Consider the following 14,944-nt stretch of genomic DNA (forward strand, 5'->3'; position numbering starts at 1 on the left):
AGTGAATTTATAATGAAGACAAGTAGTAATACATTAAAAAAATCGTCTGTTTTTATGCGTGGAATATGGAAAGAAAATCCCGTATTCAGACAGTTATTGGGAATGTGTCCTACTTTGGCTGTTACTAATTCAGCTGAAAATGGTTTATCGATGGGATTAGCAACATTGTTTGCGGTAGTTTCATCCGGTTTGGTTATTTCTGCTTTAAGAAAAGTATTTGTAAAAGAGATTCGGATTGTTAGTTATACAGTAATTATAGCTACTTTTGTTACAATTGCCGACCTGTTTATGGCAGCCAAAGTTCCCGAAATAAGCAAAAACCTCGGTCCCTATATTCCTCTTATTGTTGTTAATTGCCTAATTCTGGGGCGTCAGGAAGCTTTTACTTCAAAGAACAAAATTGGGCTTTCATTAATGGATACACTTGGCTTCGGATTGGGCTTTACCTGGGCGCTGATTGTCCTGGGAGCCGTCCGGGAGATTTTGGGCTCAGGGACTCTCTTTAATTTTCCGGTTCTTGGTAACTGGTTTGAGCCCTGGGTTATAATGGTATTACCAGCAGGCGCCTTTATAACATTGGGATTTTTAATAGCCTTGGTTAATTATATAACTCAATCCCAGGCAGAAGCTCATTGTAAATAATTTATTATGAGGTAATTATGGAAATAAAATTAGTCCTGATATTTTTAGGCGCGGTATTAACGAATAATTTTGTTCTTTCATATTTCCTGGGTATTTGTCCATTCCTGGGGGTTTCAGGGAAATGGGAATCTGCGATGGGAATGGGGTTGGCCACTACTTTTGTGATGACAATTACATCTGTAGTTACCTGGGTAATCTATCACAAAATCCTGCATCCGCTTGGTCTGGAATATTTGGAATATGTTAGCTTTATTATGGTTATTTCTTCATTAGTCCAATTTGTAGAAATGGTTATTCATAAAATGTTTGAACCATTATACCGAAGCCTGGGCATTTACCTTCCGTTGATTACCACAAATTGTGCAATCCTTGGTCTGGCTCTTTTTATGGTTTTACGCGAGTACAATTTCTTTGAAGCGGTTACCTTTGGTTTTGGGGCCGGTGCAGGTTTTACCTTAGCTATTATTATTATGGCCGGTATAAGAGAGGAACTTGATTTTGCAGATGTACCGGAACCTTTTAAAGGAGGCCCTATTACCCTGATTATAGCTGGAATCCTGGCCCTGGCCTTTATGGGATTTGGTGGAATGATCGCTCAATAATCAACCTACTCACTTAAAACCTTAAGATTGTATAAAGATCTACAATCACTTGTATAAAATCCTACATTTATAGCACTATATATCAATTCAAACCAGTATAAATAATGCATTTAGTAATGGCATGTTTTTTGTTTTTACATAGATAAAAACAGGAGGGTATCGTGGAATCTTTATTATTAAACACTTTAGCAGGAACTGTATTGATCGGTTCTCTTGGTTACCTGGTATTCAGAATGGGCGATAAAGTAAAGTCTTTAAGTAACAAATCTGCACCAGGCTGCCATGAAGAAAAAGAGCCGGAAGATTGCAGTGATTGCCTGATATCCCCTAAGAATAGAGGAACTGTTGCATCACTGCAAAAAACGCTATAGTACAAAATAAGGAAAGATAAATGTCGGACACATATGTATGGTTTACATGGTCGCTTGGTTTACTTGTTATTTGGCTTGGTATTTACATTATTAATATTAAAGCAAGAAAAAGAATGTGGTATGCTAGTTTACTTACAATGCCTTTTGGATTAACAGAACCAATTTTTGTTCCTGAATACTGGCATCCCCCATCTCTTTTTGATTTGGCTCACCGCACCGGTTTTGATATTGAAAGCCTTATTTTTTGTTTTGCGATTGGCGGAATAGGAATTGTATTGTATGATATTGTTTTTAGAGTTGATCACGAAGCAATGGCTGAACATGAAAAGCATCATAAACATCATCGGTTTCATATTTATACACTCATTTCACCGCTGACAATTTTTCCGATACTGTATTTTACTATCAACTGGAATGTGATTTACACAGCAACGCTAACAATGTTTCTGGCAGGTCTTGCGGCGCTTTGGTGTCGGCCGGATTTAAAAGCAAAAATATGGATTGGAGGAGTTTTATTCCTCTTATTATATGCAATATATTTTCTCGCCTTGGCGTGGATTGCGCCAGGATATGTTGAGAAAGTATGGACATTATCAGCGATTTCGGGAATATCAATAATTGGTATACCCATAGAAGAATTGGTGTTTGCATATACTTTTGGAATGCTGTGGTCAAGTTACTACGAACATCTGACCTGGAAAAAAATAAAGACAATTTAGACGGAGGAAGTCATGTCAGACTCATTAATTTATATAATTTTATTTGCTTTGTTTATGTTTTTTATGCATCGCGGGCATGGTGGAAAAGGAGGTTGTGGTAGCCATGGTCAACACAACAAGGAAGAATATACTAAATAGCTGGCTTCATTCTTTATAAAGCAAAAAAGTACCCTAATTAATTATGAAAGGAGTTCAAAATGAAAAACAATTTTATCCAAACGGATCCAGTATGCCATAAACGAATAAATCGTTTGAATGCGCATATCGTGATAATCTATAAAGGAAAAGAATATTTTTTATGCACTCCCGGATGCAAGGAAAAATTCGAAAGCTATCCTGAAAAATACATGATTAAACCTCTGACTAAAAATAATGCATCATCAAGTCAGAGGATATTGACTCTGGACCTCCGTTAAAAAAAAACTATGGAAAATAATAAGATTTTAATTGTAGGAGGTTATGGCGCTGTTGGACGTATAATTGCAATAAAACTGGGAAGCATATTTCAAAATCAAGTAATTGTTGCTGGGAGAAATTATCAAAAAGCAAAAGAGCTTTCAATAAATTTGGATCGGAAAGTCATTCCATTAGAATTGGATATAACCTCAATTTCTATAGACGATGAACGACTAAGCGAAATAAAAATTGTCATAGTGTGTATAGATCAAAAAAATATAAAATTTGTTAAAGAGTGCATACGTCAAGGAATTCACTACATCGATGTTTCTGCATCTTATGAGTTTCTTTCGAAAATCGAGTTGTTAAATAGTGAAGCTAGAAACTATAGCTCTACTGTGGTTTTAAGCGTCGGTTTGATCCCTGGGCTTACTAATCTTTTGGCAAAACTATGCAAATCCAAAATTAAGGATATGAAATATGCTGATATTTATGTTATGCTCGGTCTTGGAGAATCACATGGAGAAGCAGCCATTAGGTGGACACTTGAAAATATAAATACCAAATATTTCATTACTGATTTTGGTGAAAAAATTCAAGTAAGCAGTTTTGAGAATGGAAAACACACAATTTTTCCTGACAATATTGGGAAAAGAACTGCTTACCGATTGAACTTTTCTGATCAACATGTAATTCCAAGAACTCTTGAAATAAATTCTGCCTCATCATGGTTGTGTTTTGATTCCAAGATAATTACCCTTTTTATTGCCGTTCTTAAAAAAACTGGTTTAAGTAAAATATTTGATTTTAAACCGATACAAAATTTTCTCATTCGGATATTAAAGGTGTCTTACTTTGGATCAAAACAATTTATAGTTAAAGTTGAGGCGAGAAATAGTCAAAAAGAGGAAGTATTATACGAATGTTCATTAAGCGGTGAGGGAGAAGCAAAAATCACTGCATTGGTAGCAGCACAAGTTGCTGAGTTTGTCTTGAAATCTAAATCTGTTAATGGGGGAGTATTCCATATTGAGCAATTAATTAATCCATTGGAGTTCATTGAAAATTTAAAAAATGTTGTAAGTTTTGAAGAGAGTATTCTAAAATAGTTTAAAGCAGGAGTTGTAAATTTATTCTCTAATGTCAATGTCAAGCTGGTATGCCTTCATTTTACCTAAATCCAAAACTTCTAAAATATTCTTTTATGAATATTATACACCAGAATGTAGGATAGTAGTCAACTAATTGTCCAATATTTTAATTATGTATAATGCAAGGCGTTATAAATTCAACAGTTTATAGCTTAATGAGCATATTGGCATGCCATTTGTATTAAGAACATAAACAGTTCTTCTAAACTATCAAGGGAGGTTGTCATGTTTCATGATCCTGGTGCAATACTCATATCTTGGGTTCTTTTTGTTTTAATTAGTATCCTGGCTGTTGTGATTATTAAAAATGTTAGGGGACGTAAATTTAAACATGACACATCAGATTTTACATGTCATCATACAAATCTGGATAATAAAGTGGATTCCAGAAAAAGTAAATCATAATGTTATGTAGCGGTTGCAATATAAACAGATTAGCTAACTTTTCTGTTGGAGAATTATTATGAGCAGCATATTGATGAACATATTATATACTTCACTTGTTTTTACAATATTCGGGTTCGCATTAGCTTTTGTATATAAAAACAAAAAAAGAAATCGCTGTTTGATGTGTGGTCTTAAATCTGGTGACAGTTGTATAAAAACAACGTGTCCCTCAAATAAATAAAACCACGGACTCAATTTATGTACAACTTATTTGAATTAATTGTCTTAGCATTTACCCTGTTAATCGTGCTAATTTTTATCAGTAATAAATTGAGAAAAAGTATTGGGAATTTTAATATCCAGGATAAAAAAGCATCTTCTGAAGAAAAGAAAATTAAGTGTCCACATTGTGGATAATATAATCAAAAGTCTACGTTCTTTAAACCCCCTGAGTACCTTCCATTAGTCCCCGGAGAGAGCGGATTTTTTTACCGCTCTTTTTTTTAAAATTAAATTTTCTCTTGGTGACCTCCGGGAGAATGAATGAGGGTGAGTTAAACTGAGCTCACCCTTTTTATATTTGACAGTTTGTTGAATATTCTCCAACCAAATTGTAGGATAATGCTCAATATAACTTACAATGTTTCCCTCCATACCATGTCATAGCAGTTTTGTTCTAAATAAGCTTTTGGCATTCAAATTGTAAGAGGTATGGGAAAATGATCATAGGAGAGAAAAATGTCATATCGTGATCCTGTTTGTGAAATGAAACTTGAAGGTTCATCAAAGTTTATTAGTAATTTTGAGAAACAAACTTTTGAGTTTTGTTCAGAAACATGTAAAAAACAGTTTGATGAAGCACCACAATATTATAGCACGAAAAAGATGCATTCTGAAAGCACGTATCAGATTTCTAATGATGGTATTCAGCGTAGTGAGATTCCAATAATTGGTATGGATTGTGCATCATGTGCTTTAACAATTGAGAAACAAGTGTCCAAATTAAATGGAATTAAAAATGTTTCTGTTAATCAGGCAACAGAAAAACTATTTATTGAGTATTCTCCGGACAAAGTAACCCTGACAGATGTTATTGGAAGTATTAAAACGGCTGGATATGAATCCGGTTTAGCTAGATTGTCCTTAGGCATAGGCGGGATGCATTGTGCTTCTTGTGTAACTGATATTGAAGCAGGTTTAATTAAAAAAGCAGGTGTCATTTCTGCCAACGTCAATTTGGGTAGTGAGTCAGCAGAAATTAAATATATTCCATCATCTATTAAAATAAAGGACTTAAAAAAAGAGATAGAAGACCAAGGGTATCAGGTGTTCGATACATCATCACATTCGTCTAACAAGGATAGTGCAGAGGATGAAAACCAGAAGGCCCGTTTATTAGAATATAAATCACTGATGCGGAAATTTATTTTTTCTGGAATTATCTCACTGTTCATCATGGCCTTCAGTTATCCTGATTTGATTGGTTTACCTGAAGAATTTCAACATGGCGGTGAGTGGCTTCGCTATACTTGGATGATAATGTCAATATTGTCTTTGGCAGTTATGTTTTGGGCAGGGTCGCAATTTTATTCCGGGGCATGGTCCGCTTTAAAAAGCCGTTCGGCAAACATGCATACATTAATTGCAACGGGCATTACAGCTGCATGGTTATATTCAACTACTGCTACTTTTTTTCCGGATGTGTTCCCAAAAGCTGAGTTGGCCGACCAGTTTTATGATGTTATTGCCGTTGTTGTTGCTTTGGTGGTTCTTGGCATGGCACTGGAAATAAGAGCAAAAGGAAAAAGTTCTGAAGCGATAAAAAAACTTATGGGTCTACAGGCAAAAACAGCACGTGTAGTTCGTAATGGAAAAGAACAGGATGTTCCGGTAGAAGAAGTGGTTTTGGATGATATTATTATTGTACGACCAGGTGAGAAGATCCCGGTAGATGGAATTATTATTGATGGGTCGTCTGCCTTGGATGAATCAATGATTACCGGAGAGGCTATCCCTGTTGCAAAAAAACAAGGTGACGAAGTTATTGGTGCTACAATCAACAAAACAGGATCTTTTAAGTTTAAAGCTACAAAAGTAGGAAAAGATACGGCACTTGCTCAAATCATCGATCTTGTTCAACAGGCTCAGGGTTCAAAAGCACCCATTCAAAGGATTGTTGATAAAGTATCTGGTTATTTTGTACCTGCTGTAATGATAATCGCTATTCTTTCTTTTGTCGCCTGGTATGATTTTGGTCCACAACCCAACCTGATTTACTCCCTGATAGTATTTGTAACTGTGCTGATTATTGCCTGCCCATGCGCCTTAGGGCTTGCCACCCCGATTTCATTGATGGTTGGAGTTGGTAAGGGAGCGGAGAATGGTATTTTAATTCGCAGTGGGGAAGCGCTGGAAATGGGGCAAAAGCTCAATACCATTGTATTGGATAAAACAGGAACAATTACAGAAGGCAAACCAAAAGTTACAGATGTTATAACAGAAAACGGATTTAAGATTGATGAGATTTTGATGTATACAGCAAGCGTAGAGAAAGCCTCAGAGCATCCATTAGGTGAAGCAATTTTACATGAAGCAAAGAAAAAATCTCTTTCTTTAAAGGATCCAACAGATTTTATAGCTATTCCCGGGCATGGTGTACAAGCAAATGTAAATCGTAAAAAAATTGCTTTAGGTAACTATAAAATGATGGAAAAACTAAATATCGACTTGAGTGACCTAAAAACTAAGAGTGACCACCTTGCTGAAAATGGTAAAACGCCAATGTTTATTGCCATTAATGATGAAGCAGCAGGGATTGTTGCTGTTGCAGATACTGTAAAGCCGGATTCAATAGACGCAATCGCAAAGCTAAAAACAATGGGTTTGGAAGTAATTATGTTAACGGGGGATAACAAACGAACCGCAGAAGCAATTGCGAGAGAGGTGAATGTTGACCGAGTGTTGTCTGAAGTATTACCGGAAGAGAAAGCATTGAATGTTAAGAAATTACAGCAGGAAGGAAAACATGTTGCGATGGTAGGTGATGGTATTAATGATGCACCAGCTTTGGCCCAGGCTGAGATTGGTTTTGCCATTGGCTCTGGCGCAGACGTGGCCATGGAAGCATCTGATATTACACTGATTAAAAGTAGCTTGAAAGGTGTGGTAACGTCAATTCAATTGTCAAAAGCAACAATGAAAAACATAAGGCAGAACTTATTTGGTGCGTTCTTTTATAATGGACTTGGTATTCCGGTCGCTGCTGGTATTCTTTACCCATTTTTTGGATTACTGTTATCTCCATTGATAGCAGGTGCAGCAATGGCATTTAGTTCGGTAACGGTGGTTACAAATGCAAATCGTTTACGAAGGTTTTCACCGCAAAAATAATTCGAAGTATGTTTTAGAATAGGAATATGAAAGGAAAATGAAATGGAACTTGATCAAATAATAGTAACAATTGTCGGTATTCTTTCATCGGTGTGGGTTGCATGGTTTTTCTGGTTCTCTGAAAGGAAGGCAACTCATGTAACATCATCCAATAGCAATGTTCAGGAGGCAATGATTAAGGTTAAAGGAGGCTACAGCCCGGATATTATAGTTGTGCAAGCAGGTAAACCTGTTCGTCTAAATTTTCATAGGGAAGAAACGGCGCTTTGCTCAGAACAGGTTTTGTTTTCAGATTTTAATAAGCAAGCAACACTTACACCTTTTACAACAGTTCCTGTTGAATTTACACCGGATGTCCCCGGAGAGTATGAGTTTCAATGTGCTATGGGTATGCTACGAGGAAAATTAATTGTTGAGCAATGATATTACAATGGAGATAAATCATGGCAAAAGATTTGGTTTGTGGAATGCAGGTTGATAGTAAAGTGCCTGTAACTAAGAGCGAATTTAAAAACAAAGTCTATTATTTCTGCTCCGAATTATGCAAAGAGCAGTTTGACGAAAATCCACAAGAGTATATAAATGAAAGTTCTAAATCTATTAATGATAATTCAGAAAAAAAATGAAAAAGCCAATTAACCGGATAACCTTTCTTTTTCTAAAACTATTTGCTCCTATCTTTGTAATGCTGGTTTGTGTGAATGCAGGCTCAATAGATTCAGTCTTTTTAAATACAGGAGAAGAAAATAAGAGCCTGTCATCAATATCCAATTACCAAGAACTATTCAATGAAAATATTAATTTTACTGAAAGCCAAATATACTCAGATAGTAGTAATAACTTTTTCAACATCTTTCCAGCTCTACAATATGCAGATAATGAAAATTGGGATGCAGCGATAATTGAAATTAGCAATGCTATTGTTTCTGTCCCAGATTTTGATCTAGCCTATAACTTTCGTGGGCTGATTTATATGAAAAAAGAAATGTTTGATCTGGCAATATCTGATTTTAATAATGCCATAAGGATTAACCCGGACTTTGCTTTGGCCTATTTTAATCGTGCAAATATATATGAAGAATACGGGCAATATGATAAGGCATTTTCAGATTATTCATATTCCATTACGCTGAATAAAAATTTTGCATTATCGTATTATAGTCGAGGGCGTTTATTTGCATTTAAAGGGGAATCAGAAGAAGCGCTCATCGATTTAAATACTGCCATTGATCTTAATCCAAGTTTATATCATGCTTATAATGATCGCGGGATTATTTATAAATATGTAGGGCGCTCAGATCTGGCAATGATTGATTTCAATACTGCAATTGAACTTAATCCTGAATATAGTTTAGGTTATTTTAATAGGGGAAATTTGTTGCATGCTCAAGGTCTTTATACTCAGGCAATCGAAGACTATATTGCGGTTGTCAAAATGGAACCTTCAAATAAAGAAGCTTTTTACAATCTCGGAAATTCATATGCATTAAAAGGCGATGTTCAGCAAGCAATTGTAAATTATTCTAAAGCAACAGAAGTCGATCCGGGATATTCATTAGCTTATTATAATAAGGCGATTTTGGAGGAACAGCTTGGTGAAGGCAGTACTGCAATAAAATCTTTTACAAAATTTATTGAAACATCGCCCGCAAATGATACAGAATTCCTTGACTATGCTAAGTATAAAATTAAAAAATTATTAAAAATAAAAATCCATCTTAGCGTCATTTTTGTTACAAATAGTTTTACTGCGATGAATGTAATTAATGAACTAAATGAAGGAAGAAACTTTAAAACAATCGTTGAGAAGTATTCTGAAGGCCCAGGTAAAGAAAGTGGAGGGGATATCGGTTGTTATTCCCCTGGTGATTTAAGAATTGACCTGGATATGACAGCAGTGAACTTACCAAAAGGGCAATATAGTGATATTATTAGCACAAATGAAGGATACTTTGTTTTGATGAAGACCGGTGAATATGTGATTGATGAATTTGATAATTCGGTTGCTTGTAATTAGGACAGTTAGGGTGGCCTTTTCGATTTAGTCTTGGGATGGGAGGTCATTAAAGGAAATATCAATCCTAACCAAATAGAGTGTGATTTCGGTTTATAGTTTTAGTATCGTTATGCCGGTTAATCTATGTTATTAGTTATGAAATAATATGCTTTGTTCAGGTGAAAATGAAAACTTATTTCAAATTTTCACCTTGTATGGCATTCGATTGAGCAGTAATAACAACCATCAACATTTGTGTAATAGTCTTTTGCTTTCTTCATTGCAGCTTTACAACCTGAAAAGTCACCAAGGTTTATTCTGTTCTGAACATCAGGTAAATAAGAACATCCTTCCTTATGGATTTCGTGTTCCCCTGTAGACTGGGCATTTTTGTTTACAAAATATTTAGACATATTCACCTCCAAAGAATTGGTTTCGTTTTGCTTCCTCTATACTTATATAGTGTGAACGAAATATTAAAATGGTGCAGTAGTCTAAAAAAAGAAGAACTTAATACTCATTTAAGGCAAATAAGTATCTAAAAACGCGTGCCATATGCGTGCCATGCAGATGGTAAATTGTGGGTGATTTATGGTAATAAATGGTGACGATTGATGCCATTTTTGGATGGGGTAAGTAGTTGAATTTTAATAAGTTTATGTTGTTTTTATTGAAGTTGGAGGATGTTGCTTTTGACGGACTGAAAATCCGTGTGTCCCCAGTTCAATTCTGGGAGACGCCACACTCTTAGGCCCTGTAAACACTGGCTTTGCAGGGTTTTTTATTTTAAGCAAACTCCTAAAATTCTCAAAGTGGTACTATATCGGTACTATGTTATTTTCTTTTCCTTATCAATTACATCAACTCCACAAAATTATTATTCAATCTCATTTTTTTTCTTCGATTTTCTTTGAGCCTGATTCTTTAAATACTATTACATTCGTATGATACATATCAGCGTCCCGAATGTGGAAACTAGGTAATATGAGGATGAATATGAATAAGAAGTATATAATTTATGAAATCCATGCTTACTAAAATAAAATACGAAACGGATATATCAAAAACAGGTGCAGGTCTAGTGAATCGGTTAAACAATTTTAATAAAGACACCTTTTTGTTAAAAAAGGTAATCCTCCAAATTCAAGTACGGTTTGAGTTGAAATAAATTATTTTTTTTATCATAATATGATATTGGTTGTATTAATTTGAGTCTTTTCTTTTTGCTATTCGTCTTAGAGAATAAAAACATTGAAAGGAAACTAAGATGAAGACGCAAGAATTATTAGATATTTTGGAAACAAATCAAGAGAAAACATTGAGGTTTGAATATAAACCTGGAAAATTCGTTGAATCTAATTTTCACATAACTGAAGTTAAAAATCTAAAAATAAATTCAGTAGATTGTGGAGGGGTGGAAAATAATTGGAATGAAACGATATTACAACTATGGAATCCTCAAAAAGAATCCGAAAGATATCCAATGAGTGGGAAAAAAGCATTAAATATTTTAACTACAGTTAATAGAATAAATCAAATGGATAAGGACTCTACGGTATTTTTTGAATACGGAAATAATAATGTAAATATTAGCAATTTCTTGATTGACCAATTTGAAACTGATGAGAAATTTTTAACTTTTAGATTTAAAAGCAAAAATTCTGAGTGTAAGTCACAATCAAGAAAAAGTGAAAATAATGTTGAAAAGGGCGTCGGTATCAATTCATCATGCTGTAATCCAAAACCTGAAAAAAATGTAAAATGGCAAGGGTTGTTAAGAAAATAAATAGAATCCTTTTAGTAAGTTTAATAAATTTCATTAAACAAATTATTGAAAATAATATGGACATTGCACAAGTTTATAAAAACTACCATTCGAATTTAATACATTTTGTTTCAAATAAGATAAATAATTTGGGTGATGCGGAAGACATAGTGCATAATATCTTTCTTAAAATGCAATCAGATTTAGTTAATTTAAGCAGTATAAAAAATATTAAAAGCTGGTTGTACAGTGTTGCGAAAAATGCAGTTATTGACTTTTATCGATCAAAGAGAAAAAACGAAACAGAAAATTCTATAAATAATAGTTACTTAATTGAAAATGAGCCAGCTTTCAAAAAGGTTGCCGATTCAATTGAAATTTTTATCAACCAATTGGAAGAGCCATATCGCAAAACATTAATATTATCTGATTTGGAGCTGGTGCCCCAAAAAAAGATAGCTAAAGAGTTGGCAATTCCTTACTCAACTGTTAAAACTCGTGTGCAAAGAGGTCGTGAAAAAGTTAAAAAAATGATGTTTGATTGTTGTATTTATGAGTTTGATAATAAAGGCAGAGTAATAGATTATAGTTGTAAAAATAATTAAAAGTTGGTTGGTGACTTTCAATGTTCTAATGTTTTTAATTTGTCACCACTGCAAACAATATTAGTTTAAAAAATTATTTATTACCGTCAATTGCACACCGTAATGCGTGAGATTGCATTGCTACATGGTTTCTTCCCACTGCTCCAAAAACTCGATGTCCTGCAAGAACTGATGCTGTGAGCTTTTCAAACATATACTTGTCCCTGTACTCACTTGAAACTCGATTCACTTCATTAGTGAATACACTTCCGGTTTCTTTGGAGGTTGCAGTAGGGGAAAACCAGTTGCTTGGAAATTGCCACCAAGAGAGATCATTATCAGGCCAATACTTTTCTACAGCCTTATCCAACTCATCAAAGTTTGCAATTGATGAGTTTAAACCTTCATATTTGGAATAGTGTTTCAATGTATTTGTAGTTACTGCTTGAAGCTTTTCTATATTGAGACTTCTTCTCTCTCTCAATTGAACAGTATTGCGTAAAACATAGAAAAGCATAACCTGGTCTGCAGAAAAAGTATTTAAAAGATGGTTAATCTCAAGCTGTTTTGGTGGTTCCAGGGATCGAGCTTCAATTTTGTCTTTGGATGCTAAAAAGCGAATGAGACCAGGTTCTCCGCTTTTTTTAATGCTCTCATTTAGAGAGGAACTAAATCCTGAACCGGTCCCTTCATAAAATGAAATAGTCGGTTTAAAAGCTGTCCAAAGTTTTACTAACCGATCATATTGAGGATGGGATGAATTAAAGGAGTGGTGAACACCCTCATAAACAAGAATACCTCCGGAATTTGGATCTTGAAGATGAATAGTCCATTCAGGTTCCATAACTTGTGGCCATTGTTTATATCCAATAAGTTCTTTGGAACAAGAATTTTGATCGGCTAATTCAATTACAAAAGCTCCTATGTGATTGACATTTATTGGGTGGATACCAAACACTATAATAATTTTTATAAGTCCTATGAAATTGTTCATAAGCCTTTCCTTTTTTGATGTATAGAGGTTTTCTATTTAACAGAAATTTAGATATTAGATTTGTTTTTCTTGAAATTATTTGTAAAATACAAATTTAAATTTGTAACTTGCAAATATTTGATTCTAAGAAAGGTTTGAAATTATGCATTTTTCATTTATATCTAGAACAGAATAAGCTAATTAATATTATTTGAATAAAAGGAGTATCAAATGCAGGTATTAAAAAATATCCAGATTAACGTCCAGATACCAATTAACAAATCCAAAAGAGAAGTTTGGGATGCACTTTTAAATGACATTGAAAGTTGGTGGCACAAAGATTTCTATGTTTTAGCTGAGTCACAAATAATTTTGGAGCCATTTGCCGGTGGCCGTTTATACGAAAAAACTATTGATGGCTCTGAAGGTTTATGGTATACAGTTTCGTCAATTCATAAAGATCAAACAATCGAATTATTTGGTCATTTACGTCCTGAATTTGGTGGACCTGCAACTTCGTTGTTGAAAATTAATTTGTCTGAAAATAATGGTACTACTGTCTTACAAATATATGATTCTTTATATGGAGTAGTTGATGAGGCAAAAAAACAGTCAATTGAATCGGGTTGGAAATTACTTTTTACAGAAGGATTAAAAAAATATATAGAACAGAATTAGAATTAAATAAATTAATAATGTTATCAACATAAGAATAGTTCTATTCCGGAGAATAATATGAAGAAAAGAATATTTATCGTTCTAGGTTTTATGATATCATTTAGTATTGGTTTTTCTTTTAATGAAATTAGAATTGAGCAATCTAATAATGAGACAATAGAAGGAAAAGTAACGGGGATTGGAGGGATTTTTTTTAAAAGTAAAAATCCAAAAAAAATTAGAGAATGGTATAAAAAATATTTGGGTTTAGATACTGATAAATATGGAACAAATTTTGAGTGGCGCCAAGGTGCTGACACTACTAAAAAAGGATTTACACAATGGAGTCCGTTTTCAGAAAAAACAAAATATTTTGAACCATCACAAAAAGATTTTATGATTAATTATCGGGTGAGAAATATTGAAGCTTTGGTTGATAAATTAAAAAAAGATAGCGTGGTTATCACTGATAAAATAAAGACTTATGAATATGGGAAGTTTGTCCATATTCTAGATTTAGAAGGTAATAAGGTTGAATTATGGGAGCCTAATGATATTGAATATGAAAAACTCGTAATAGGACGGACAAAGTAAAATAGGAGAGTGGAATTTAAAATAGCGAAAAATATTTTTCGGAAAAGTGAATGAAAAATGTTGATTTTCAAAGTTGGAAGGAAAATACAAATAATGTCCTTTAGATATTTACAATTAAGAACGGTCATAAACCAATGGCTCGAGTTAGAGAAAAAGCAGTGGAAAGATTTAAAGAGTATATTTACTATAATGGAATATTCTGAAAATGAACATATTGTACTACCTGGAGAAAATTTTTTTCAACTATTTTTTGTTAATAAAGGTTTATTTCGTCTTTATTATTTAGATCAAAAAGGCAAAGAATTTAATAAATCATTTATATGTGAGAATATGTTTGGAGGCCCGGTTGCGTTTTCTATTTTGGATATCCCATTGTATTATGGCATGCATACATTAGAAGAAACCAGCTTATTGGTTGCAAATTATAATGAGTTTAACGCCCTTTATGATAGCCACCCAATTTTTGATCGACTTGGAAGAAAGTTGGCAGAATGGTTGTTAATTAAAAAAGAGTTGAGAGAAAGAAGTTTCCTGATTGAAGACGCCAAAGAGCGCTTTCTTGATTTTGCTAAAAATTATCCGGGTTTATTAAAACGAATCCCTCAATACCACATTGCTTCATATCTCGGAATTAGTGAAGTCTCTCTATCCCGTTTAAAAAATAATATTTAACTTAATCCTCATTAATATTCTTAACAAATGATAAGGCATCTTTAG

General features: G+C 33.8%; 18 protein-coding genes. 16 read left to right on the plus strand and 2 right to left on the minus strand.

Annotated features, from left to right (window positions below; all coding sequences use genetic code 11):
• Nucleotides 1-12: 12 nt before the first annotated feature.
• The 11 genes from HND50_17600 (at nucleotide 13) to HND50_17650 (ending at nucleotide 9,675) form a co-directional block, all read left to right on the plus strand.
• Nucleotides 13-642, plus strand: a complete 630-nt coding sequence (locus tag HND50_17600) for an electron transport complex subunit E (GenBank protein ID NOG47060.1) — start codon at nucleotides 13-15, stop codon at nucleotides 640-642.
• A gap of 17 nt (nucleotides 643-659) precedes the next feature.
• Nucleotides 660-1,244 (plus strand): electron transport complex subunit RsxA, encoded by a 585-nt coding sequence (gene rsxA, locus HND50_17605; GenBank protein NOG47061.1) that lies wholly within the window; start codon nucleotides 660-662, stop codon nucleotides 1,242-1,244.
• Nucleotides 1,245-1,405: 161 nt separating this feature from the next.
• Entirely contained in the window at nucleotides 1,406-1,615 is a 210-nt protein-coding gene (locus HND50_17610; GenBank protein NOG47062.1) for a hypothetical protein, read from the plus strand.
• 20 nt (nucleotides 1,616-1,635) lie between these two features.
• Nucleotides 1,636-2,334, plus strand: a complete 699-nt coding sequence (locus HND50_17615; GenBank protein ID NOG47063.1) for a hypothetical protein — start codon at nucleotides 1,636-1,638, stop codon at nucleotides 2,332-2,334.
• Nucleotides 2,335-2,531: 197 nt separating this feature from the next.
• Nucleotides 2,532-2,750, plus strand: coding sequence for a YHS domain-containing protein (locus tag HND50_17620; GenBank protein NOG47064.1), 219 nt, complete (start codon nucleotides 2,532-2,534; stop codon nucleotides 2,748-2,750).
• 9 nt (nucleotides 2,751-2,759) lie between these two features.
• Complete coding sequence (locus tag HND50_17625; GenBank protein ID NOG47065.1) at nucleotides 2,760-3,839, plus strand: Saccharopine dehydrogenase; 1,080 nt, start codon at nucleotides 2,760-2,762, stop codon at nucleotides 3,837-3,839.
• 267 nt (nucleotides 3,840-4,106) lie between these two features.
• Nucleotides 4,107-4,286, plus strand: coding sequence for a hypothetical protein (locus HND50_17630; protein NOG47066.1), 180 nt, complete (start codon nucleotides 4,107-4,109; stop codon nucleotides 4,284-4,286).
• Nucleotides 4,287-5,006: 720 nt separating this feature from the next.
• A complete protein-coding gene (locus HND50_17635) occupies nucleotides 5,007-7,658 on the plus strand; it encodes a heavy metal translocating P-type ATPase (protein ID NOG47067.1) in 2,652 nt (883 codons plus the stop codon).
• 42 nt (nucleotides 7,659-7,700) lie between these two features.
• Entirely contained in the window at nucleotides 7,701-8,081 is a 381-nt protein-coding gene (locus HND50_17640; GenBank protein ID NOG47068.1) for a cupredoxin domain-containing protein, read from the plus strand.
• A gap of 20 nt (nucleotides 8,082-8,101) precedes the next feature.
• Nucleotides 8,102-8,284, plus strand: coding sequence for a YHS domain-containing protein (locus HND50_17645; protein NOG47069.1), 183 nt, complete (start codon nucleotides 8,102-8,104; stop codon nucleotides 8,282-8,284).
• Nucleotides 8,281-9,675, plus strand: coding sequence for a tetratricopeptide repeat protein (locus tag HND50_17650; GenBank protein ID NOG47070.1), 1,395 nt, complete (start codon nucleotides 8,281-8,283; stop codon nucleotides 9,673-9,675). Before HND50_17645 ends, HND50_17650 begins: the two co-directional genes overlap by 4 nt.
• Nucleotides 9,676-9,860: 185 nt before the next feature.
• Here the strand turns inward: HND50_17650 and HND50_17655 are convergent, their stop codons facing one another.
• Nucleotides 9,861-10,067, minus strand: coding sequence for a hypothetical protein (locus HND50_17655; protein NOG47071.1), 207 nt, complete (start codon nucleotides 10,065-10,067; stop codon nucleotides 9,861-9,863).
• A gap of 854 nt (nucleotides 10,068-10,921) precedes the next feature.
• Between HND50_17655 and HND50_17660 the strand changes: the two genes are divergently transcribed.
• Together HND50_17660 and HND50_17665 are read left to right on the plus strand one after the other, a co-directional pair.
• The gene (locus tag HND50_17660) at nucleotides 10,922-11,440 is read left to right on the plus strand and encodes a hypothetical protein (GenBank protein NOG47072.1); all 519 of its coding nucleotides are present in this window, start codon (nucleotides 10,922-10,924) and stop codon (nucleotides 11,438-11,440) included.
• Nucleotides 11,416-12,024, plus strand: coding sequence for a sigma-70 family RNA polymerase sigma factor (locus tag HND50_17665; protein NOG47073.1), 609 nt, complete (start codon nucleotides 11,416-11,418; stop codon nucleotides 12,022-12,024). The genes HND50_17660 and HND50_17665 overlap by 25 nt, the downstream gene beginning before the upstream one ends.
• A gap of 73 nt (nucleotides 12,025-12,097) precedes the next feature.
• Here HND50_17665 and HND50_17670 read toward each other — a convergent pair whose 3' ends face one another.
• Nucleotides 12,098-12,997, minus strand: a complete 900-nt coding sequence (locus tag HND50_17670; GenBank protein NOG47074.1) for a hypothetical protein — start codon at nucleotides 12,995-12,997, stop codon at nucleotides 12,098-12,100.
• Between the two features lie 210 nt (nucleotides 12,998-13,207).
• Between HND50_17670 and HND50_17675 the strand changes: the two genes are divergently transcribed.
• The 3 genes from HND50_17675 to HND50_17685 all read left to right on the plus strand — a co-directional run bounded on the left by HND50_17675 (nucleotide 13,208) and on the right by HND50_17685 (nucleotide 14,899).
• Nucleotides 13,208-13,654, plus strand: a complete 447-nt coding sequence (locus HND50_17675) for a hypothetical protein (GenBank protein NOG47075.1) — start codon at nucleotides 13,208-13,210, stop codon at nucleotides 13,652-13,654.
• Between the two features lie 156 nt (nucleotides 13,655-13,810).
• Nucleotides 13,811-14,227, plus strand: coding sequence for a VOC family protein (locus HND50_17680; GenBank protein NOG47076.1), 417 nt, complete (start codon nucleotides 13,811-13,813; stop codon nucleotides 14,225-14,227).
• Between the two features lie 93 nt (nucleotides 14,228-14,320).
• The gene (locus HND50_17685) at nucleotides 14,321-14,899 is read left to right on the plus strand and encodes a Crp/Fnr family transcriptional regulator (GenBank protein NOG47077.1); all 579 of its coding nucleotides are present in this window, start codon (nucleotides 14,321-14,323) and stop codon (nucleotides 14,897-14,899) included.
• Nucleotides 14,900-14,944 lie beyond the last annotated feature (45 nt).

This window comes from Calditrichota bacterium, from assembly GCA_013112635.1.
Classification (GTDB): domain Bacteria; phylum Calditrichota; class Calditrichia; order Calditrichales; family J004; genus JABFGF01.

What these genes read in the sequence shown, in the direction of transcription:
- HND50_17600 (NOG47060.1), top strand. Translation starts at nt 13, where the DNA reads ATGAAGACAAGTAGTAATACATTAAAAAAATCGTCTGTTTTTATGCGT.
- rsxA (NOG47061.1), top strand. Translation starts at nt 660, where the DNA reads ATGGAAATAAAATTAGTCCTGATATTTTTAGGCGCGGTATTAACGAAT.
- HND50_17615 (NOG47063.1), top strand. Translation starts at nt 1,636, where the DNA reads ATGTCGGACACATATGTATGGTTTACATGGTCGCTTGGTTTACTTGTT.
- HND50_17620 (NOG47064.1), top strand. Translation starts at nt 2,532, where the DNA reads ATGAAAAACAATTTTATCCAAACGGATCCAGTATGCCATAAACGAATA.
- HND50_17625 (NOG47065.1), top strand. Translation starts at nt 2,760, where the DNA reads ATGGAAAATAATAAGATTTTAATTGTAGGAGGTTATGGCGCTGTTGGA.
- HND50_17630 (NOG47066.1), top strand. Translation starts at nt 4,107, where the DNA reads ATGTTTCATGATCCTGGTGCAATACTCATATCTTGGGTTCTTTTTGTT.
- HND50_17635 (NOG47067.1), top strand. Translation starts at nt 5,007, where the DNA reads ATGTCATATCGTGATCCTGTTTGTGAAATGAAACTTGAAGGTTCATCA.
- HND50_17640 (NOG47068.1), top strand. Translation starts at nt 7,701, where the DNA reads ATGGAACTTGATCAAATAATAGTAACAATTGTCGGTATTCTTTCATCG.
- HND50_17645 (NOG47069.1), top strand. Translation starts at nt 8,102, where the DNA reads ATGGCAAAAGATTTGGTTTGTGGAATGCAGGTTGATAGTAAAGTGCCT.
- HND50_17650 (NOG47070.1), top strand. Translation starts at nt 8,281, where the DNA reads ATGAAAAAGCCAATTAACCGGATAACCTTTCTTTTTCTAAAACTATTT.
- HND50_17655 (NOG47071.1), bottom strand. Translation starts at nt 10,067, where the DNA reads ATGTCTAAATATTTTGTAAACAAAAATGCCCAGTCTACAGGGGAACAC.
- HND50_17660 (NOG47072.1), top strand. Translation starts at nt 10,922, where the DNA reads ATGAAGACGCAAGAATTATTAGATATTTTGGAAACAAATCAAGAGAAA.
- HND50_17665 (NOG47073.1), top strand. Translation starts at nt 11,416, where the DNA reads ATGGCAAGGGTTGTTAAGAAAATAAATAGAATCCTTTTAGTAAGTTTA.
- HND50_17670 (NOG47074.1), bottom strand. Translation starts at nt 12,997, where the DNA reads ATGAACAATTTCATAGGACTTATAAAAATTATTATAGTGTTTGGTATC.
- HND50_17675 (NOG47075.1), top strand. Translation starts at nt 13,208, where the DNA reads ATGCAGGTATTAAAAAATATCCAGATTAACGTCCAGATACCAATTAAC.
- HND50_17685 (NOG47077.1), top strand. Translation starts at nt 14,321, where the DNA reads ATGTCCTTTAGATATTTACAATTAAGAACGGTCATAAACCAATGGCTC.